Below are 20,518 nucleotides of genomic sequence, written 5' to 3'. Positions count from 1 at the left end.
ATCGTTATCCGCGACCTACGAAAGGCATCTTCGCCGGCATGACCGTGTGGAACAGGATGTTTGCTTCCAGCGGCAGGCTCGCCATATAGCGCACCGACTGCCCGACGATGTTCACATCGAGCATGGGCTCGGCGGCGATTTCTCCATTCGCCTGCGGCACGCCCTTCGCCATGCGCGCCGCGAGATCGGTCTGCGCATTGCCGATATCGATCTGGCCTACTGCAATGTCATACTTGCGGCCATCGAGCGAGGCCGACTTCGTCATGCCCTCGACCGCATGCTTGGTCGCCGTGTACGCGATGGAATTCGGACGCGGCGATGTCGCCGATATCGAACCGTTGTTGATGATCCGCCCGCCCATGGGCGTCTGCGCGCGCATCACGCGGAACGCTTGCTGGATGCAATAGAACATGCCGCTGAGATTGATATCGATGACCGACTTCCACTGCTCGACGGTCCAGTCCTCGAACGGTCCTGGCGGATTCGATACCCCCGCGTTGTTGAACAGCAAGTCGATGCGGCCATATGTATTAACCGCAGTGGCGAACAGATTCTTCACGGCTTCGGGATCAGCCACGTCGCAGGGGCAGGGCAGCACGCGGCTGCCTTCGGGTGCGTCGGCGGCAAGTTGTTCGAGCGGTTCGAGGCGGCGTCCCGCGGCCACCACGGTCCAGCCGTCCTGCAATAACGCAAGCGATGCAGCGCGGCCAATGCCTGCTCCCGCTCCGGTGACAATGGCGATGCGCGCGCGACGGTCTGATTCTGAATTCACGGCAATGCTCTCCTGAAATGGGTCTCTGTTGTTGAATGGCGAAGGGAAAATCGTAAGGTATCGCACACATGCAGATGATCGCCTCATTTTCACATCGCTGCAGGGCCTGAACAAGCGGCCCACAAAAAAAACGGGGGAATCACGAACATGACGTTCGTGATTCCCCCGCTCAAAGCCCAGGTACTACGGTTGTTCTTACCAGCTGAACTTATATCCGACCTGACCAAACACGCCCCGGCGATAATCCCCGCCAATGTTCCGTGCGTACTTCACGTTGGCATACATCTCCGACGACTTGCCCATGCTGGTCGTCAGTCCCACGCCGAGTTCATACCACGTCTTCGAAAACGCGCCGTTGAAGGTCGATCCATCCACCGTCGTGTTGCCCGGGCTCAGGAAGTCGTGCAGCACGTCGGCCGTGAAGTAAGGCGTCAATGCACCCGTCTTCGTGTCGTTGCTCAGGTTCGCCTTGAAGATGCGGAACCCGGCGCGGCCGCGCAACGCGTTGCTCGATGTGCTTCCGACGGGCGAGATGCCATCGTTGAAACCATTCAGATGCAGATACTGGTACATCAACTGCGCCTGCGGTTCGATGGCAATCGTCGTAGAGCCGAGCAGCAACGGCTTGCCGACTTCGCCCGAAAGGCCCGTGCCGTAGCCGTTCTGCGAAGCACCGCCGCCGTACACATCGCCGTACTTGTTGCGATAGTGGGTCAGCTGCGCGACGGCATCGAAATAGCTGCCGTCCTTCAGGTACTTCGTCCAGTAGCCGCCGAGCGATTGTGCTTGCGTCTCCACTGAACCGGTACCGGTGCCGAGCGTCGGATTCAGGCTACGCGCGCTGTCTTCGAAGGTTGCCGAGGTCGAGCCGATCGTCAGCGTGACACCTGCGTGCGTGCTGCCGCCCGCCGGGTTCGACGTCAACGTCCAGTCCTTGCCGAACTGCGCGAAGAACGTGCGTTCATCGGCGGAGAAACGGTTGCCGGAATTCGCGTCGAGGTTCTGGCCGCCGATGCGTCCCCACACGCCGTTGTCGTGCGCGCCTTGCGCTTTCTCGAGACTGGCGATGTCGCCCACGCGTTCATGCAAGCGGCTCAGGATCGCGAAACCATAGTCGATGTTCAGCGACGGCGTCAGCGAATAACCCACCACGGCCGGACGATACGCAATCGGAGCCGGCGACGTAGGCGCCGTGGGCGGCGTGCCCGTACCGCCGATCACTGCGGTGTCGATGGGCGGAGTGGGCGTGGTCGTGACGGGCGGCGTCGTGGCCGGCGGTGTCTTCGGAGGCGTCACCGGAGGCGTCACAGGAGGCGTTACCGGTGGTGTCACAGGTGGCGTAACCGGCGGCGTAACCGGCGGATTCTCCAGCGATGAACGCAAGTAGAAGTCGCTCGGCCGTCCCGATCCACCCTGATACAGCAGATACTCGTACGCGCCCGCCTGAACCGGCGCTGCCATATGGAACGTGCCCGATGCAGCCGTGCCATTCACCTGCACGACCTTGATGCCATCGCCGACTGTCAGCGCGCCAAGTCCCGTCGGCTTCACGGTCACGGTCGTATCACCGCTTGCATTGCCGCCAATCACGAGCTTGTCCGTGAACTGGTTCGATGCAGCACCGCCTTCGTTCATCACCGTGTTGACGATCAGCTTCGCGTTGTTGCCCACGTAGTTGCCGCTGACGTTCAGCACATTGCCCGTCGTGCCTGATGCAGCCGCGAGGTTGATCGTGGCGTTGTTCGTGAGATTGCCCTGGATCAGGAACGACCCCGTCGAGCTTGCCGAGAACGCCGGCAACGCGTTCGCGACCGCGATGGTGCCCGAGTTGTTCACCGACCCCAGCACCGTGCCGAAGCCGCCGAGCGTCGCGCCATCTGCAACGGTCGTCGTGCCCGTGCCGATCGTGGCGTTCGCGTGTTGTGCATCGCCGACTGCGAGCGTGCCGGCAAGCACGTTCGTGTCGCCGTAGGTGCTTGCGCCGTTCATGGTGAGCTGGCCGCTGCCCAGCTTCGTCAACGCGCCCGAGCCGGTCACGGCCTGCGAGAGTGTGGAAGAAAACTGTTGCGTATCGATGGTGCCGCCATCCGTGCCAATCGTGATTGCTCGCGTGACCGCAAGGTCCAGGTTGTTGCCGAGTTGCAGCGTGCCGCCATTGAACGTCACGCCGCCGGTGGGCGCACCCAGGGCGTTATCGGCGCTGATGTTGATCGTGCCTTGCGTGATCAGCGTGCCGCCGGAATACGTGTTGCCGCCGACTGCGGCAGGCGCCAGCGTCAACGTGCCCGCACCGGTTTTTTCGATGGAACCCGTGCCGCTCAACAATCCCGCGTACGTGCCGTCGTCGGTTTGCGCGAAGCGCACAAGCCCGTTGTCCGTAATCGCCGATGGCAAACTCTGCGCGCGTGCTTCGAGCGTGCCGGGGGCATCGACCTTGAACTGTCCTGCATAAGCGCTGTTGTCGCCGGTCAGGATCAGCTTGCCGCCAGCAACTTCCGCCGTCTGCACGTCGGGCAGGATGCCGTTGAGCGTCCACGTGCCGGTGTCGTTCTTGATGAGTGTCTGGAAGCCAGTGATGTCGCCGCTGACCGAAGTGTCCAGCGTATCGGTACCGGTGCCGCTCAGGAACAACTGGTTGTTCCCCGCGCCGCCGATGATGCTGCCTTGCACCGTCGAGCCGGTGTAGATGCGCATGAAGTCATCTGCAGGGGAGAACACGATGTTGCCGATGACCTTGCCCTTGTTCGTGAAGTCGATCGCGCCGCTGCCGCTCGATCCAGTCACGTTTTCAGGCGCGGCAATCACGCCGGTCTCCGTGTTGATGACCGTGTTGCTGCCCGACATGTTCTGAAACCAGATTGCGGCGGCATGGCTCGACTGAATCAGGCCGCTGTTCCTGATCACACTGCCCGTGCCTTGCAGGTTCACGGCTTCGCCATTCGGCTCGGTCCCAGTGGACAGCACCTTGCCGCCGGCTTCCACCGTGAGCGTGCCGTTGTCGCGGAACTCGATCGTGTTGGCGCCGGTGTCATAGTTGCCCGGTGCGACAACGGCAGTGTTGCTGACCGTGCCGCCCGACTTGACCGTGATGTTGGCGCGGTCGCCAATGCTGATCGCCGACGCGTCCTTCGTGCGTACGGTAGCGCCGTTGTTGATCGTGACCGTGCGGTCGTCATTACCCGGTGCGTCGCCCGTGCCGATTGTCTTCGTCCATGGGTTCGGTGCGCCGGTACTGCAAGTCGTGGTTTGGCCGTTCACTGCGCATGCGGCTGCGGCAGCAATCGGGTTGAGAAGAAATGGAATCAGCAGCAACGACGGTGCAAGCGAGATCGCTCGCGAACGAACAGGACTGGACATGAGAATCACCCCGGTATTTGTTATTTGAATGCGAGCGGAATTTATCAACGGGGGTAATGCGATGAATGTTGCAAGCCGAACAAATGTGCCCTGAATCCAGGTCAACCGTGCGCCCTATGTGCCATGCCGCTTATTGCGAAACAAATAGATGCGCGTGAAGTGTCAGGCAGTGTCAAATCAAGTCTGCGAATGAAGGGATCTTCAACGAACGAGAACATCGATACGAACAACAAAAGGCCCGATGCCATGTGCGCATCTGGCCTAGCAGAATCCCTTCGTATTGTTTGCGTGCTGCCGAACACAAAGCCTGCATGGCGTCTTGTTGTGTGGTCTACCCTACGCTGCGCCTCACGTCGTACTGGACGATAGTCGCGGTCCCTGTACGATGCGTTTTTTAGCGTGGCCAGTGCTTAGGCCGGGCGTTTTTATCGGGGGATTGATGGGATCGAAGAGCACTGTAGCCAGCGTGCCGGCGAAGGTCCACGTTCATCTGTATTACGGCGTCGATCCGAGCCGTTATCGCAAAGATGACAACGTGGGTTGCCTGTACGGCTATCACTACGCCGAGTCTGAATCCATGGCGCTTTCGTACTCGCAGGATCATCATGAAGGGCGCGTGATGCGCTCCATCCGGCGCGGCCTGAAAGCGCTCCTCGGCTGCGATGTCATTCATACGTTTCGCAATCGACATGCGTTGCTCGAAGCTGATGTCATCTGGACGCATACCGAGCGCGAATATCTCTCCGCCGCTGCGCTGTTGATGCTCAAGCGTGGACGCAAGCCGTTGCTGCTTGCGCAAAGCGTCTGGTTGCTCGATCTCTGGAAGTCGCTCAGCGGTTTCAAGCGGTTCGTCTACAAGAAGCTGCTCAGCCGGGCGGACCTGCTGACAACCCATACCACCGACAACGCCGCGCTCGTCAGGCAATTCTGGAACCGCGAGGCAACCGTGGTGCTCTATGGAATCAGCACGGACGATTTCCCATTGCAGCCCGTGTCGCAATGGCGCCCGCATGAACCGTTGCGCGTGGCCGCGATCGGCAATGATCGCGATCGCGACTGGCAGACCTTCATGGAAGCCTTCGAGAACGACAAGCGTTTTTCCGCACGGCTTGCAACGCAGCGCAAGGTCTCGCGGCCGAGCGTGGCGGACAACGTCGTGGTCGGACCCGTGTCGGGTATCGATGAGCAACGCAAGCTCTATGAATGGGCCGATGTGATCGTGGTGCCGTTGCATCCCAATCATCATGCATCGGGGATCACGGTGATGCTGGAAGGCGTAATGGCGGGTAAGGCGGTGGTCGCGACCGACATTGGCGGGCTCACGGATTATTTCTCGCCTGATTCCGTCTCTTATGTTCCGGTCCACGATCCGCGCAGTCTTCGTGAAACCGTTGCCGCTTTAGGCGCGGACCCCGAGGCTACGACCGAACGCATCCGCCGCGCACAACGTGAGTTGACATCCAAGGATCTGACGACGCGCGGTTTCGCGCGTCAGCATGTCGTGTTGACGCAGCAAATGCTGCGCGATGCCGACATAAAAGAAGGCATCGCGCCGCTGGCAAGAGCCTGAGCTAAAAAAAGAGTTGATTCGGAACCCTACGCAATTGAGCCACCGCCATCCACGAGCACGGTCGAACCTGTTGCGTATGGCGTGCTCGCAAGATAGATCACGGCGTTGGCGATATCCTCTGGTTGCCCCACGCGGCGTGCCGGCAAACGGGCCGCGGCGTTTTCGAACATGCTCTGGCGGGCTTCGTCACTGAGCTTCGACCATAACGGCGTGGCGATCATTCCCGGTGACACCGTGTTCACCCGCACCGGCGACAACTCCAGCGCCAGGCCGCGCGCCAGCGCTTCCAGCGCGGCGTTGATGGCGCCTTGCAGCACTGAACTCTTGCTTGGCCGCACGCTCAGGAAACCTGAGACGAGCGTGAGCGAACCGCCGTCGTTGATCTTCACGGCACGCGCAATGCGATATGCGCCCCAAAACTTGCTGTCCATGGCGGCGTACGCATCGGCGAGTGCGAGCGTGCGTGCGGGGCCGCCTGGCGTTTGAGCCGCCGATACCACCACGTGGTCGAATGGTCCCGTCTGTGCGAAGAAACGTTCGACAGCGGCTTCGTCGCCCGTATCCAGCACGGCTGTCTGAACTGTTGATCCCACACTCGATTTGATCTCTGCCGCGCTTGCGTCCAGCTTTTCCTGATTACGCGATGCGATCGTCACGCGAGCGCCCAGTTCGGCGAAGGCTTTTGCCGTAGCAGCGCCAATTCCCGAACTTCCGCCGACGATCAATACGTTCTTCGATTCAAAAGTGTTCATTTCCAGACTCCTTTATGGATAGGTCTCAGCGCGCGACGACACCGAGCTGTTGCAGGAACGTCAAGTTGTCTTCAAGGTGCCAGTTCTCCACGATGCGGCCATCTGCCACGCGATAGATATCGGTCGCAATGAAGTCAACCGCTTGTCCGTTGCCCTTCACGCCCTTGAATCCGCCGGTGAAGTGCCCGGTGAAGTGCAGATGCGAAACGACACGGTCGCCTGCGACGATCATTTGCGTGACATCGCAATGGATGTCGGGAACAGCGGCGTGTACGACTTTCGATGCCGCTAGCGGTCCTGCAATCCCTTGCGGCCGGCGGGGCGGCAGCGTCCGGTCCATGAAGCCGGTGCTCAGCGCAGTGCGGGCGAGCGATTCGTCACCGTTGGTCCAGAACGTGTCGTAGCGGCGCGCGGCCAGTATCTGGGCGTCGGCCTGCGCGCGGGGCAAGCTGCGATCGATAATCAGCGTGGCCGGCTTGACGAGTGCGCCGCTTGCCGCGAACGCCGGCGTCACCGAGCCTAAACCCGCGCCAAAAGCGGCGGCCATCACGGCGGCCACGCCTTTCTTGAACAATTTCGACGAAAGCGGCATTTGGATTCTCCCTGAGATGCGTTCCTTGGGGCTCCGCGTTGTGCAAAAAGCCTTGCGTGAGCCAGTGAAACCTATGCTACCTTGCTGTTTCAAGATGTAATACGGGCTCTCATTCAATGCATTCTCTCCAAAACGCGAAGAATGATCGATAACTTGCCTAATCTCGTCGCTTTTGCGGGGGTGGTGTCGGCCGGCAGTCTCTCGGCTGCGGCGCGGGAAATGGATATGTCGCTGGCAGTGATCAGCAAGCGGCTCGCGCAACTCGAAGAAAGTCTCGGCGTGCGGCTCATTCAGCGCACCACGCGACGCCAGACCTTGACGGAGGAGGGCGCGCTGTTCCACCAACAAGTGCTGCGGATCCTCGCCGAGGTCGAGCAGGCAGAAACGCTGATGTCGGGCAGACGGGATGTCGTGAGTGGCGTGTTACGGGTGAGCGCGCCGGGAGCTATCGGGCGGCAGTGGATCGCGCCGATCATGGCGGACTTTCAGCGACTGCATCCTCAACTGACGGTGCAGCTGGAGCTGACGGACGTGGTGGTCGATCTGCTCGATTCGGGCCTCGATATGGCCGTGCGCTTTGGTAGCCTGGCAGATTCGTCGATGATCGCGCGCCCGCTCGCGCCGAATTATCGTGTGCTGGTCGCGGCTCCCGCGTACGTGAGCCAATACGGAATGCCGCAGCAACCCGCTGAGCTCACGCGCCACCGTTGCATCCTCATCGGCGACCAGCCGCGCGCCGAGTGGCGTTTCGAGGGCGAGGAATCCGTCACGGTACGCGTGACGGGCGCGCTCATCACCAACGACGGCGCCGCCGCCCACGCGTGGGCGCTGCATGGCGTTGGCATAGGCGTGAAGTCGATCTGGGATGTCGGCGACGACATTGCAGCAGGCCGGCTTGTGCGCATCCTCCCGGCTCATTCCATGCCCGCCGCGCCGCTGCATGCGCTTTATCCGCATAACCGGCATCTCGCGCCGCGCGTGCGCGGGTTTATCGATTATTTGCGGGAGCGGTTGCGCGATGCATACCGTTGGGGCCAAGCCTGAACAACATGTTCAAAACATGGACGTTGTCTTGCGCGATACCGAACAGAGCGGGCCTCAAATTGATAAGTATGCTTACGGTTATGCCTGCCTGGACAGGCGTCGAAAATAACCGGGGGATGAAATGCGCGACGACGAAAAGCTGGGCAGCCTGCTACTGGTCCTGACAATCGGGTTGATGTATCAGGCAATCGCCAGTTGCAAGGGGTTGTGTTCTTTCGGATTGTCGTCGGTGCCGACCATCAAGACCCGCTGGCCGGATTAAGGCAGGCGTCCTTACAGGCGTCCCTACAGGCGTCCTTACTCGACGTCCACGCCCGGCGATGTCGTTGCATCGCGCATGCTGTACGCCGACAAGATCCGGTACAGGGTCACGCGTGACACGCCGAGCTCTTTCGCGGCTTCGCCAAGACGCCCGCGATTCCTGAGCAAGGCCATTTCGATCGCCTGCCGTTCTCCGGCTTCGCGTGCTTGTGCAAGCGAGGTCGGGACCGGCTCGGCAAATTCGCCGAGTTCCAGGTCATGCGCGCCGATCAGCCGTCCTTCGGCCATGACGATCGCCCGCCGCACGCGGTTGATCAATTCGCGGACGTTGCCCGGCCACGAGTAGTTATGAAGCGCGGCGACGGCATCGGGCGCGAAGCCGCGCAGCGGCCGGTGCGCGTCCTTCTTGTAGCGGTCGAGCATGTGTTTCGCCAGCAATTCGATGTCCTTGCCACGCGCGCGAAGCGGCGGTTCGTCGATTTGGAGCACGCACAAACGGTGGTACAAGTCGGCGCGAAACCGGCCTTCGACCATGGCTGTCTGCATTTCCACGTGCGTGGCCGAGATGATCCGTACATCGACGGATGTCGAGGCATGTCCGCCCAGCCGTTCGACTTTGCGTTCCTGCAGAAAACGCAGCAGGCTTGCCTGGCTTTCGAGCGGCAGGTCGCCGATTTCATCGAGGAAAAGCGTGCCGCCATTCGCCGCCTCAACGCGTCCGATCTTGCGCTGGTTCGCGCCCGTGAACGCGCCGCGCTCGTAGCCGAACAACTCCGACTGGAGCAAATGCGTAGGAATCGCGCCGCAATTGATCGCGACGAACGGCTGGTCGCGCCGGGTGGAATGCCGGTGAATGGCAGCGGCCGTAAGTTCCTTTCCCGTACCCGATTCGCCGGAGATGAACACGGGCGCGTCGGTAATGGCGACTTTTCGGATTGCCCGGAACAGCGCAAGCATGGCGTCGCACGAGCCGATCATCTCGCCTTCGGCCTCGCTGCTGCCCATTGCGCTCACATTGCCATGCGTGGCGCCGACTACACCCGCGCGCGTGCCGCCGTCGTGCAATGCAGCAATCCCATAGGCGTGCCCGAGCGCGTTCAGGATACGTTCGCCGGAAGCAGGGAGCGTGACGTAATCGAAGCAGAAATCGCGCACGAGACGGCGGATTGTTTCGTTATCGAGCTGGACGGGAGTCAGCAAGGCAACCCAGCCGATGGTCTTGATCGACAGCATCGTTTCGGCCAGGCGCAAATTCATCTGGACGTTGCGGGACGAAAAATCGAGCAATCCGCCGCTAGCATTCGATGAAAAACTCTCCAGGTCGCGACCGAGTTCGGAATTTCTGACCGTCCAGCCGCGCGCATCCATCAGAGAGCGAACCTCGAGCGTCAAGGGGTCGCCTACGTAATAGAGATGTCTGGGACTCGACGAAAACGCTGCCATGAAAAGTTACACCGGTTGGTTACAACGAATAATGCCACCAAAACCTTCGGTGGCACGCGTTGTCTCGCTTGCGATTTTTTCCGTGTTGACACGGACGTTGGGGCGCATGCTCCTTTTATAACGACTTTTTGGTTAGAAACTTAAAAGATAAAGCGCGCATGGGGTTAAAACTGCGCCACCGGGAAAACCCTGCCGCATTCACGCGAGGGCGCATGCAGCGGTCTTGTATGAGGAATACGAGCGGTCGGGAAGTTTGTATGCGCCGTGCGAAATTTATTCGGAAGGCTCGGCAGGATCCGCGGACAAATCGCGAAACGATGCGCCCGCATGTTCCCGAGGCAAATGCGCGGCGCCGCCGAAAAGTTTCTCGCGCAGGGTGCCTTCGGCGTAGGAGGTTTTATAAATGCCCCTCGCCTGAAGCTCCGGAATCACGAGATCGATAAAGTCCTCGTAGCTCTCGGGCGTCACCGTGCGCGTCAGGTTGAAACCGTCCACGCCCGCTTCGTTCACCCAGGATTCCAGCGCGTCGGCCACTTCTACCGGGTCGCCGACGATCGTGGTATAGCGCCCGCCGAGTTTCAGCTGATCGAGAAGACGACGCACGGTCCAGCCGGATTGGCCATCGGTTACGCGCTGCACGGACGATTCGATCCCGCGGCTTTTAGGGGCGCCCGGTGCCTGGATTTCATCGTCGGGATCGAAGGTCGAATAATCGGTGCCCGTGCCCGCCGCGAAATGTGCGAGTCCGGCTTCGGGGCTGGCGTACTGCGCATACTCGGCGAACTTGGCTTCGGCCTCTGCGTGCGTGCGGCCAACCACGACGGTGATGCCCATGAAGACCTTCAGGTCCGCGGGGTTGCGGCCGGCATCGGCGGCTTGCTGGCGAAGTGCATCGACGAGCTTTTTCGTGCCCCCCTTGCTCTGGCTCGATACAAACACGCACTCCGCGTGACGCGTTGCGAACGCCTGTCCCCGGCCCGAGGAGCCGGCCTGGAAGAGCACCGGCGTGCGTTGCGGAGAAGGTTCGGCGAGGTGATAACCCTCGACATCGTAATAGCGCCCGTGGTGATTCACCTTGTGCACCTTCGCGGGATCGGCGAAGACGCGCCCTTCGCGATCGCGGACCACGGCGTCGTTCTGCCAGCTGCCTTCCCAGAGCTTGTAGAGCACGTCGAGGTATTCATCGGCGCGGTCGTATCGTTCGTCGTGCGCAATCTGTTCGGTCAGGCCCATCGCGCGCGCGGCGCTGTCCAGATAACCCGTGACGATATTCCAGCCAATACGTCCATCGCTTAGATGATCGAGTGTCGAGAAACGCCGCGCAAGAAGATAGGGCGCTTCGTACGTGAGGTTCACCGTGATGCCGAAGCCAAGGTTCTGCGTGACGGCGGCCATGGCCGAGACGAGCATCATGGGGTCGTTCACGGGAAGCTGGACGGACTCTTTCAAGGTCAGGTCGGCCGACTGCTGATACACGTCGTAGACCCCGACGATATCCGCGATGAAGAGGCCATCGAACAGGCCTTTCTCGAGCAGTTTTGCGAGGTCGGTCCAGTACGAAAGCTTGCGGTAATCGGTTGAGCGGTCACGCGGATGCGTCCATAAGCCATGGTTGATGTGGCCGACGCAGTTCATGTTGAACGCGTTCAAAAGGATCTTTTTCTTGCTCATGGGAGTCCACGCGGAAAACGATGGATGAAGGATGCGAAGGGCCAATAGCATCGCACGGTCAAACGGTGCGGCGAACCATCGAATCGATATTTGCTATTCATGAATGCGGATGCTGCGCGTCTATTCTCCCGCATAGGCTTCGATAAGTCCCGCGAAGCGGTCCGCGAGCGTCGCGCGCGCGCGCGCCGGCCAGACCACGCTCAGCTCGAACGGCGGCAACGCGGCGCCATCCACGATCTCGCATAAACGCACGCCGTTGAACTGCAGCGCGCGCACCGAACGCGGCAACAGGGACACGCCGCATCCTGCGGCCACGCACGCGAGAACCGTCAGCGAACGGTTGGCGTCCTGCACGATTTCCACTGCGCAACCAGCCTGCCGGAACGCACTCAAAATGCCCGCGCGAACGCCCGGCAACTGCCCGTGAGGAAACCACACGAGTCCATGCGGCGCGAGTTCGCTGAGCGATACCACGCCGCTCGCGCCGAGCGGAAAGTTCTCGGGCAACACCGCAATCAACTGCTCGCGCGCGATCAGCTTCTCGTGCATCTTCCCCGCGACGGGAACCGGCGTGTGCAGCAAGCCGATATCGATTTCTCCCTTTTCGAGCGCGCTTGCCTGTTCGGCGTTGCTCATCTCGCGCAGCACGAGATCGACGTCGGGAACCGATGCACGCAGCGCCGCAATCGCGCGCGGTAAAACGGCAAACAGCGCCGCCGATGCAAATCCCACCGTCAGCCGTCCCGCCCGTTGCGCGCCGATTTCGCGCGCGCGATGCGAGGCGGCGTCGATTCTCGCGACGCTCATGCGCACGTCCTCGACAATCGCCAGCCCCGCCGCAGTCAGGTCCGCGCCGCGCCTCGTGCGACTGAAAAGCTTGACGCCCAATTCCTTTTCCATGCGTGTGAGCGCCTGGCTCAATGCCGGCTGGGCGATGTTCAGGTGATCGGCGGCGCGCGTGACGCTGCCTGCATCGGCGACGGCGAGGAAGTACTTGAGATTGCGAGTGTCCATATTAAAACGATATGAAAGATGATCACTTGCATCATAGTTCTTTATCCCGCCGATCCCTAGAATGCGTTTCATGGGCCATTTCAAATGGCCCGGAAAAATACAGTCAGGAGACGACGATGAACTGGTATCGCGATATATCGACGACGGAAAAGCGCACGCTCTGGAGCTGCTTCGCGGGATGGGCGCTCGACGGCGTCGACACGCAGTTGTTCAGCCTCGTGATCCCGACCTTGCTGGTGACGTGGGGTATCGGCAAGGGGCAGGCGGGGTTGATCGGCGGCGCGACGCTCGTGGCCGGGGCGCTCGGCGGATTGCTGGCCGGGATGCTGTCGGACCGGTATGGGCGCGTGCGTGCGCTGCAAATCACCGTGATTTGGTTCTCGCTGTTCACCTTCCTCTGTGCGTTCGCACAAAATTTCGAACAATTGCTGGCCCTGAAGGCGTTGCAAGGGATCGGCTTCGGCGGCGAATGGACTGCGGGCGCCGTACTGTTGAGCGAAACCATGCGCGCGGAGCATCGCGGCAAGGCGATGGGCATTGTTCAGAGCGCCTGGGGTTTCGGCTGGGCGGGCGCGGTGCTGCTTTATACGGTGGTCTTTTCGTACGTGTCGCCGGAATGGGCGTGGCGGCTGCTGTTTGCCATCGGCGTGATTCCAGCGGCGCTCGTGCTGTATGTGCGCCGTAACGTGGTCGAACCGCCGCGCGTGGCCGTCCCGGCAAAAGCCGCGAGCGGGACGCTTCCCCCGGCTAAAAGCATCTTCGATAAATCCGTGATTCGCTCGACCATCGTGGGCGGATTGATCGGTGTGGGCGCGCACGGCGGATACCACGCGATCACCACGTGGCTGCCCACCTACCTCAAGACCGAACGGCATTTGTCCGTGCTCGGAACCGGCGGTTATCTCGCCGTGGTGATCACGGCGTTTATTTGCGGCTGTTTTGTCAGCGCGTGGTTGCAGGACCGCATTGGCCGCAAGCTCAACGTGATCCTGTTCGCGGTGTGCTGCGTGGCGACGGTCAACATCTACGTCTTCCTGCCGATGGGCGACACCGCCATGCTGTTGCTGAGCTTCCCGCTCGGGCTTTTTTCGGCCGGCATTCCGGCGACGCTCGGCGCACTTTTCAACGAACTTTATCCGCAGGGTATTCGCGGCACGGGCGTGGGCTTTTGCTACAACTTCGGGCGGATTGTCTCGGCGGGTTTTCCGGTGCTGGTCGGGCACATGGGCAATTCGATGCCGCTTGGCTCGGCGTTGGGTATCGATGCCGGGATTGCCTACGGTCTCGTGGTTGTCGCCGCGCTGATGTTGCCGGAGACGAAGAACCGCCGCATTGCGACCGTCGCGGTCAACGCCTGATCAACGGACTCAACTTATGCAAACGCAAGAGACTTGCATGGCCGACCGCTGGTACGAGACGGGCGGCGAGCAGATTACAGCTATCGACAGCCATGCTCACGTGTTCGTGCGCGGTTTGCCGCTCGCGCCGCAGCGCCGCCATGCGCCTGATTACGATGCAACGCTCGACGCCTACGCCGGCCATCTGCTTGCGAACGGCGTATCGCATGCGGTGCTGGTTCAGCCGAGTTTTCTCGGCACGGACAACAGCTTTTTCATCGATGTGATCAAGCGCTATCCGCGCCGGTTTCGCGGCGTGGCCGTGGTGGATTGCAGCTTTACCGATGCCGAGCTCGTATCGCTTGATCGATCAGGCGTGGTCGGAATGCGGCTGAACCTGATTGGTCTGGCGATTCCCGACCTTCGCACGCCCGCATGGCAGCGGCTGTTTGCACGGATCAACGCGCTTGGGTGGCATGTCGAGGTGCATCGTCAGGCGGCGGATCTGCATGACGTCGTGCGCCCGCTGCTGGAGCAGGGCTGCACGGTCGTGATCGATCATTTCGGCCGGCCCGATCCGCACGCCGGCGCCGATGATCCCGGCTTCAAGTACCTGCTTTCGATCGGCGGAACGGGGCGGGTCTGGGTGAAGTTATCGGCAGCGTACCGCAGCGCGGTGGACGATTCGGGTGTGACGGTCGGCACGGGCCTGGCAAGCGCATTGGTGGATGCATACACACCCGGACGCCTCGTCTGGGGCAGCGACTGGCCCCATACACAACATCAGCAATTGACCGATTACGACGCAACCCGTCGCGCGCTGGATCAGTGGATACCTGACGCTGCAGAACGCGAGGTCATTCTCGCGCGCTCGGCTCGCGAGTTGTATCGGTTCGAATAGCTTTTACCTGCGTTCGATGTCCCTCAGGAATTCAGACACGCGGCCAAGTCCTTGTTGCAGCACATCCAGTGGATTGGCGAAACCGATCCGCACGTAACCTTCCATTTCGAACGCGCTGCCCGGCGTGAACATGACGCCGGTCGCTTCGATCAAAGACGTACAGAATTCAGTGGATGACATGTCGACGTCGAACTTGAGCAGGCAAACGGTCGCGGCCTTTGGCTTGATGTATGAGACCAGCGGCTCCTGCTGAATCCAGGCATCGAGCGTCGCCAGATTGGTCCGCGTGATCGCGTGGCTGCGCGCGAGAATCCTGTCCTTTGCTTCCAGCGCGATCGACGCGAGGTAATCGTCGATCATTCCAACGCTGATGGTGTTGTAGTCGCGATGAATGCAGACAGCGCGAATCAGTTCGACCGGCCCGGCAATCCACCCCAGCCGCAGCCCTGCGAGCGACCACGTCTTCGACATGCTGCCCGTGCTGATGCCACGTTCATAAAGGTCGGCAACGGACGCCGTGAATCCCGAACCCTCCTGATCCGTTCCCCGATAAACCTCGTCGCACAGCAGATATGCGCCGCACGATTGCGCGATGGCGACGACCTCTTTGAGAAAGGCTTCGTCCATCAAGGAACCCGTTGGATTGTTCGGATTGTTGATGGCGATCAGCTTCGTTTTCTGGCTTGCGAGTTTGCGCAGTTCATCGAGGTCGGGAAGAAAGCCGTTCTCTTCCCGCAGCGTCATGGTGTGTAGATCGGCGCCATAACTTTCGGGAATCGAATAGTGCTGCTGGTAGGTTGGCAGCACCGCAATCACACGATCACCGGGTTCGATCAACGTCTCATAGACCAGCGCATTGCCGCCAATCGCGCCGTGCGTCACCAATATGTTCTTTGGCGTCTGCCGGTCGTATAGCGCGGCAATGTTCGCGCGCAACCGGTCTGATCCTTCGATCGCGCCGTAGGTCAGCTTCATGGGGCGCAACTCGTCCATGATGCTGTCCTGCTTGCCGGTCAGTGTCAGCAATTGATCGACGGTCAGCGATTCGACGCAAGTCTCAGCGAGGTTGTAACGCGCCTCGTGCTCGTAGCGGTCCATCCAGCGCTCGACCAGAAAGTCCTTGATCTTCATTCAAATCTCCGCGAGTCCAATTCATCTTGACGATAGCCTGATTCCACGTCGAAAAATATTACGCGGCTCCGGCACTCAGAACCGTTTTATTTTCGTCGTTTGACCGATTGTATTTTACAGTCTATCTTAGACTAAAAAGTACATTCTGGGCAATGACGTGACTTATTGACCGATCACCGCACGACTCGACATCGAATAATGACTAAAGCACGTATGGCGGAAGCCTCAGTTGAAACGAATTCAAGATCCGCAGACAGGACCAAGGTCAGGCGCAGCGCGCGAAAGCCTTCTACAGAACTGCTCGTCCGTTATCGCTCGATCGCGGACGGTATCGTCCTGCTTTTTCCGCCTTATACGGAAGTCGTGATCCATGACCTCAGTACGCAGACGGTGGTCCACGTCGCGAACAATCAATCGAAACGGGAACTGGGCGACGACTCGGCGCTGGACGACATCGAGTTCGATCCGGACGAAAGCGTGATCGGTCCGTATGAGAAGCTTGGCTGGGACGGTCGCAAGATCCGCTCGGTGAGCATTGTCGTGCGTAACGACGAAGGCGGACCTATCGGCGTCATGTGCATCAATTTTCATCTCGCGGCGCTCGAGCAGGCAAGGCAGGCGCTCGAACTGCTGGTTTCGAGCGCCGCGCTGCAAGCTCAGCCCGAGAAGCTCTTTCAGGACGACTGGCAGGAACGCGTCAACATCTTTCTCAATCACTGGCTGCAGGAACGCAAGCTTGTTTTGTCGATGCTGACGCGGGATCACAAACGCGCGCTCATTGAAGCGCTGCACGAAGAGGGCGCATTCAAGGGAAAGAGTGCGGCCAACTATGTTGCGAAGGTGCTGTCTATCGGCCGCGCCACGGTGTTCAACTATCTGAAGGAACTGAGGGGCAACGAGTAACGACTGATTTGTTCGAGCGCATTGAAGAGGCACACCGCGCGATACGTCCGCAAGTGGCTGTTACGCCGTTGATGCTGAGCCCGTTGTTATCGAAGGCGAGGGGTTGCGGTGTGTATTTGAAATGCGAGCATTTGCAGCACGCGGGGTCGTTCAAGTTTCGCGGCGCAACCAACAAGCTGCGTTTGCTCGATGCCAACGCACGGCGCCATGGCGTCCTGACCGCAACTGCAGGAACGCCCGTTGCGTGATGTTTCTCACGGCATTAAAACTCTCGACAGGAGGTATCGTGAACAAAGACAAAGTGGACGGCGTGAAGGAACAGATCAAAGGTGTGGTAAATCTCGGCATCGGGAAACTTACCGGCAATGAAGACCGAGCGCTCAAAGGCGAGGTGGAAATTACCAATGGCTCGAATAAAAAGGATAAAGCGGACTTCGAGGACAATGTCGAAAAGGGCGCCGTGGATCCGGACAACCCGTCGAACGTATAGGAAACGCAGACTTCCGACACTCAATCTCTTATGACACACTCGCGGTCTGCTTAACGCCTACCGCGACGTCAGGAGATTTTTGTGAACCCGAACTTGTTGATCAGTAACGTTCGCCTGGCGGACGGCACGCCTGTCGAAATCGCCATCGCCGCTGGACGTATCGATGCAATCGGTGCAAATCTTCCGCGCGATGCAAACACGGTAATCAAAGACGGTGCGAACGCACTCGTGCTTCCCGGATTCGTTGAGGGCCACACGCATCTGGATAAGACGAACTGGGGTTTGCCTTGGTATCGAAACAATGTCGGTCCTAAGCTTGTCAACCGCATCGAGAACGAACGCTCGTGGCGCGCGAGTTCGGGACATGACGCGGGCGCACAATCTCTCGCGCTCGCCCGCGCATTCATCGCAGCAGGAACGACGCGCATCAGGACGCATGTCGACATAGACACCGACGCCGGTCTTAAGCACTTGAAGGGCGTGCTCGCGACCCGTGAAACACTTGCCGATATCGTGGACATCCAGATCGTGGCGTTCCCGCAGTCGGGCATGCTGCGTCGCGCCGGAACCAGTTCGCTTCTAAGCGATGCGCTTGAATCAGGCGCCGATGTGCTCGGCGCGCTGGACCCCGCGCTGATCGACCAGGACCCGGTCGAGTCGCTCGATACCACATTCGAGATTGCGAACCGGCATCAGAAGCCCATCGATATCCATCTCCACGAGCCCGGCGAAATAGGCGCATTCACAATCAAGCTTCTGCTCGATCGCGTCGAAGCGCTGGGCATGCAGGGTCGCGTTGTGATCAGTCATGCCTTTTGCCTCGGCATGCTGCCCGACCGTGAACGTGATGCGTTGCTTGGAAGAATCGCCGACCTCGACGTGGCGCTTCTGACAACCGCTCCGCCTTCGGTGCCGGTGCCGTCACTGCGTGCTTGCATCGAAGCCGGCGTCACGCTCTTTGCCGGCAATGACGGCATTCGCGATACATGGACGCCTTTTGGCTCGCCGGACATGCTGGAGCGCGCGATGTTCCTCGCCATGCGCCACGACCTGCGCCGCGACGACGACCTCGCGCTCGCTTTCGATTGCGTCAGCACGCTTGGCGCACAAGCCTGCGGTTTCGCAGACTACGGATTGCATCCAGGCGCACGCGCGGATCTTGTTCTTGTGGATGCCGCCACCATCGCCCATGCCGTCGTGGCGCGGCCGGTGCGCAAGCTGGTTGTATCGAAGGGCAAGGTCGTTGCACGCAATGGTGCAATGCTTGCCTGAAACATCGGGCCGGACGTTTCCCATACGAGCTAAGATATCGGCGAGCGCCGGTCCACGCGGACCGGTTTCCTGCGTGATCTCTTCGATGGGAGAACAAGATGGCAGCCAAGAAGATTCTGTTTCTGACCGGCGATTTTGCGGAAGACTACGAAACCATGGTGCCTTTCCAGGCGCTGCAGATGGTCGGTCACACCGTGCATGCAGTCTGCCCCGGCAAGAAGAGCGGGGATACGATCAAGACCGCAATTCATGACTTCGAAGGCGATCAGACCTATACGGAGAAACCCGGACATCTGTTCACGCTGAACGCGAGTTTCGATGACGCCGATCCCGCCAGTTATGACGCGTTGATGATCGCCGGCGGCCGCGCGCCCGAATACTTGCGCTTGAACGACCGCGTGATCGAAATTGTCCGGCATTTCGCCGATGCGAAAAAACCCATTGCCGCGGTCTGCCATGGAGCGCAATTGCTGGCCGCTGCGGACGTGATTCGCGGCAAACGCATATCGGCATATCCGGCGTGCGCGCCGGAAGTACGGCTTGCCGGGGGCGAGTACGCGGACATCCAGGTGGACAGCGCGGTCACCGATGGCAATTTCATCACCGCGCCCGCGTGGCCTGCACATCCGCAATGGCTTGCGCAATTCCTGGCGCGCCTTGGGACGGAGATCAAGCTTTAAGCAGCATGTTCGAAGAGCGCTGACGAGCGGTCAGATTCGTCGGCGCTTTCAATGCCATGCTTCATGCGCAATCTTCTTCTGTTGGGTGTACTGAGTGTTCGGAGTTTCGCCCGGGACGACGATCATCCACGATACCCCGAAGCGATCCGCCACCATGCCGAAGCTGGGCGAAAAAAAACGTCTGCGTCAATGGCATGTGAACCTGTCCGCCATCGGCAAGTGCGTTGAAAAGACAGCTGGCCTCTTTGGGCTCAGACGGGCTCAGCGATAACGCAAACCCCTGGAACGAAGGCTTGCCGCTGTTCATGCCGTCGGACCCCATGAGCGTGGTCTCTCCAATTCGAAACGCCGCGTGCATGACCAGACCGGCACGCTCAATGCCGCTCGCAGGCCCGGCGCGGAATACCTGGCGTGGTCCGCCGTGCACGGCCTCGCGATGCTGATGATCGAAGGCCCGCTGCAGGGCCTGGATGACGCGCATGTCGAGAAGCTGGGGGGCGCGGGTCATCGAGATGGTGGTGAAGGGGGTTATGGAACTGGACACAATCGCAGCGTGATACGCTGACTCATTCCTTACTTTAAGGTAAGGAGCCGTCAATTTAAAGGGGAAAAGTGATGACCTCTGCAACCGTCACCTCAAAGGGTCAGATTACCATCCCAGTCGATGTTCGGACCGTCTTGGGACTTTCTGCTGGAGACCGGATCGAGTTTGTGTTGAACGAGGCGACAGGACGGTACGAACTCGTACCCGCGGTCCAATCGGTCAAAGCGTTGAAAGGCATTATTGGCAAGCCCAGGAAACCGGTCTCTATCGAACACATGAATGCTGCGATAGCGGGGCAGGGAGTGTGGAAGCGATGATTGGTCTTGATACCAACGTGTTGGTGCGGTATTTCGCTTAGGACGATCCCGTCCAGTCGCCCAAAGCGACAGCTCTGATTGAATCGCTGACAGCGGATCGGCCTGGATATGTGACGCAGGTTGCCCTGGTCGAAGTGGTTTGGGTTCTTGCAAGAGCGTATGACGCGAAGCGCGACGAAATCGCGGAGGTCATAGAGGCGTCGTTGCGCACTAAGGAACTGGTCATTGAGGGGGCGGAGACGGTATCGAAGGCGTTAAGGGTTTTCTCCTCTTCCGCCGCGGACTTTCCGGATTGTCTTATTGAACGTGCTTGCCACGACGCAAGCTGCGAGTACACGGCGACGTTCGATACAAAGGCCGCGAAAACGGCTGGCTTGAGGCTGATCGAGTAGCCAAAATTCTTTGGGGTAGAGGAACCGAACTTCTCGCAATCTCATCGCGCGGTCCGCGAACATCCCCGGCCGCGC

The 20,518-nt window shown here is 60.1% G+C and carries 19 protein-coding genes and 3 pseudogenes; 12 read left to right on the top strand and 10 right to left on the bottom strand.

Going from position 1 to position 20,518, the window contains the following annotated elements; translation table 11 throughout:
- Nucleotides 1–4: 4 nt before the first annotated feature.
- The 3 genes and pseudogenes from HB633_RS03345 to HB633_RS30750 form a co-directional block, all read right to left on the bottom strand.
- The gene (locus HB633_RS03345) at nt 5–772 is read right to left on the bottom strand and encodes an SDR family oxidoreductase (protein WP_346730255.1); all 768 of its coding nucleotides are present in this window, start codon (nt 770–772) and stop codon (nt 5–7) included.
- A gap of 195 nt (nt 773–967) precedes the next feature.
- The gene (locus HB633_RS30755; RefSeq protein ID WP_346730270.1) at nt 968–2,608 is read right to left on the bottom strand and encodes an autotransporter outer membrane beta-barrel domain-containing protein; all 1,641 of its coding nucleotides are present in this window, start codon (nt 2,606–2,608) and stop codon (nt 968–970) included.
- Nucleotides 2,609–2,713: 105 nt separating this feature from the next.
- Nucleotides 2,714–3,466 (bottom strand): annotated as a pseudogene (locus HB633_RS30750) (autotransporter-associated beta strand repeat-containing protein); the annotation flags it as partial.
- Between the two features lie 1,102 nt (nt 3,467–4,568).
- On the opposite strand from HB633_RS30750, the gene HB633_RS03335 reads away from it, so the two are divergent.
- Nucleotides 4,569–5,699, top strand: coding sequence for a glycosyltransferase (locus tag HB633_RS03335; protein WP_213776660.1), 1,131 nt, complete (start codon nt 4,569–4,571; stop codon nt 5,697–5,699).
- Between the two features lie 26 nt (nt 5,700–5,725).
- On the opposite strand, the gene HB633_RS03330 is transcribed toward HB633_RS03335, so the two are convergent.
- Both HB633_RS03330 and HB633_RS03325 read right to left on the bottom strand, forming a co-directional pair.
- On the bottom strand, nt 5,726–6,451 hold the full coding sequence (locus HB633_RS03330; RefSeq protein WP_213776659.1) for an SDR family oxidoreductase: 726 nt from the start codon (nt 6,449–6,451) through the stop codon (nt 5,726–5,728).
- A gap of 25 nt (nt 6,452–6,476) precedes the next feature.
- Nucleotides 6,477–7,043 (bottom strand): ester cyclase, encoded by a 567-nt coding sequence (locus HB633_RS03325; protein ID WP_213776658.1) that lies wholly within the window; start codon nt 7,041–7,043, stop codon nt 6,477–6,479.
- A 141-nt stretch (nt 7,044–7,184) separates the two neighbouring features.
- On the opposite strand from HB633_RS03325, the gene HB633_RS03320 reads away from it, so the two are divergent.
- A complete protein-coding gene (locus tag HB633_RS03320; RefSeq protein WP_213776657.1) occupies nt 7,185–8,087 on the top strand; it encodes a LysR family transcriptional regulator in 903 nt (300 codons plus the stop codon).
- Nucleotides 8,088–8,208: 121 nt separating this feature from the next.
- Entirely contained in the window at nt 8,209–8,349 is a 141-nt protein-coding gene (locus HB633_RS03315) for a hypothetical protein (RefSeq protein ID WP_213776656.1), read from the top strand.
- 35 nt (nt 8,350–8,384) lie between these two features.
- Here HB633_RS03315 and HB633_RS03310 read toward each other — a convergent pair whose 3' ends face one another.
- The 3 genes from HB633_RS03310 to HB633_RS03300 all read right to left on the bottom strand — a co-directional run bounded on the left by HB633_RS03310 (nt 8,385) and on the right by HB633_RS03300 (nt 12,476).
- Nucleotides 8,385–9,791 carry a sigma-54 dependent transcriptional regulator gene (locus HB633_RS03310; protein WP_255580726.1) on the bottom strand — a complete coding sequence of 469 codons (1,407 nt, stop codon included), beginning with the start codon at nt 9,789–9,791 and terminating at the stop codon, nt 8,385–8,387.
- A 273-nt stretch (nt 9,792–10,064) separates the two neighbouring features.
- Entirely contained in the window at nt 10,065–11,462 is a 1,398-nt protein-coding gene (locus tag HB633_RS03305; protein WP_213776655.1) for an LLM class flavin-dependent oxidoreductase, read from the bottom strand.
- A 120-nt stretch (nt 11,463–11,582) separates the two neighbouring features.
- On the bottom strand, nt 11,583–12,476 hold the full coding sequence (locus HB633_RS03300; protein ID WP_213776654.1) for a LysR family transcriptional regulator: 894 nt from the start codon (nt 12,474–12,476) through the stop codon (nt 11,583–11,585).
- Nucleotides 12,477–12,592: 116 nt separating this feature from the next.
- Between HB633_RS03300 and HB633_RS03295 the strand changes: the two genes are divergently transcribed.
- On the top strand, nt 12,593–13,834 hold the full coding sequence (locus HB633_RS03295) for an MFS transporter (RefSeq protein ID WP_213776653.1): 1,242 nt from the start codon (nt 12,593–12,595) through the stop codon (nt 13,832–13,834).
- Nucleotides 13,835–13,871: 37 nt separating this feature from the next.
- Complete coding sequence (locus tag HB633_RS03290) at nt 13,872–14,714, top strand: amidohydrolase family protein (RefSeq protein ID WP_255580725.1); 843 nt, start codon at nt 13,872–13,874, stop codon at nt 14,712–14,714.
- A 3-nt stretch (nt 14,715–14,717) separates the two neighbouring features.
- Here HB633_RS03290 and HB633_RS03285 read toward each other — a convergent pair whose 3' ends face one another.
- Complete coding sequence (locus HB633_RS03285; protein WP_213776651.1) at nt 14,718–15,845, bottom strand: aminotransferase; 1,128 nt, start codon at nt 15,843–15,845, stop codon at nt 14,718–14,720.
- Between the two features lie 198 nt (nt 15,846–16,043).
- On the opposite strand from HB633_RS03285, the gene HB633_RS03280 reads away from it, so the two are divergent.
- The 5 genes from HB633_RS03280 to HB633_RS03260 all read left to right on the top strand — a co-directional run bounded on the left by HB633_RS03280 (nt 16,044) and on the right by HB633_RS03260 (nt 19,190).
- Nucleotides 16,044–16,748, top strand: coding sequence for a PAS domain-containing protein (locus HB633_RS03280; RefSeq protein ID WP_213776650.1), 705 nt, complete (start codon nt 16,044–16,046; stop codon nt 16,746–16,748).
- 8 nt (nt 16,749–16,756) lie between these two features.
- Nucleotides 16,757–16,996, top strand: a complete 240-nt coding sequence (locus HB633_RS03275) for a pyridoxal-phosphate dependent enzyme (protein WP_255580724.1) — start codon at nt 16,757–16,759, stop codon at nt 16,994–16,996.
- 38 nt (nt 16,997–17,034) lie between these two features.
- Entirely contained in the window at nt 17,035–17,238 is a 204-nt protein-coding gene (locus tag HB633_RS03270) for a CsbD family protein (RefSeq protein ID WP_213776649.1), read from the top strand.
- Nucleotides 17,239–17,319: 81 nt separating this feature from the next.
- Nucleotides 17,320–18,510 carry an amidohydrolase gene (locus HB633_RS03265; protein ID WP_213776648.1) on the top strand — a complete coding sequence of 397 codons (1,191 nt, stop codon included), beginning with the start codon at nt 17,320–17,322 and terminating at the stop codon, nt 18,508–18,510.
- Between the two features lie 98 nt (nt 18,511–18,608).
- Entirely contained in the window at nt 18,609–19,190 is a 582-nt protein-coding gene (locus tag HB633_RS03260) for a DJ-1/PfpI family protein (protein ID WP_213776647.1), read from the top strand.
- Nucleotides 19,191–19,238: 48 nt separating this feature from the next.
- On the opposite strand, the pseudogene HB633_RS03255 reads toward HB633_RS03260, so the two are convergent.
- Nucleotides 19,239–19,551 (bottom strand): annotated as a pseudogene (locus HB633_RS03255) (VOC family protein); the annotation flags it as partial.
- A gap of 254 nt (nt 19,552–19,805) precedes the next feature.
- On the opposite strand from HB633_RS03255, the gene HB633_RS03250 reads away from it, so the two are divergent.
- Entirely contained in the window at nt 19,806–20,051 is a 246-nt protein-coding gene (locus HB633_RS03250) for an AbrB/MazE/SpoVT family DNA-binding domain-containing protein (protein WP_213776645.1), read from the top strand.
- Nucleotides 20,048–20,443 (top strand): annotated as a pseudogene (locus tag HB633_RS03245) (type II toxin-antitoxin system VapC family toxin). Before HB633_RS03250 ends, HB633_RS03245 begins: the two are co-directional and overlap by 4 nt.
- Nucleotides 20,444–20,518 lie beyond the last annotated feature (75 nt).

The sequence above is a fragment of the Caballeronia sp. dw_276 genome (assembly GCF_018449635.1).
In the GTDB taxonomy this organism is placed as follows: domain Bacteria; phylum Pseudomonadota; class Gammaproteobacteria; order Burkholderiales; family Burkholderiaceae; genus Caballeronia.
This window is presented reverse-complemented; position numbering and strand designations above follow the sequence as displayed.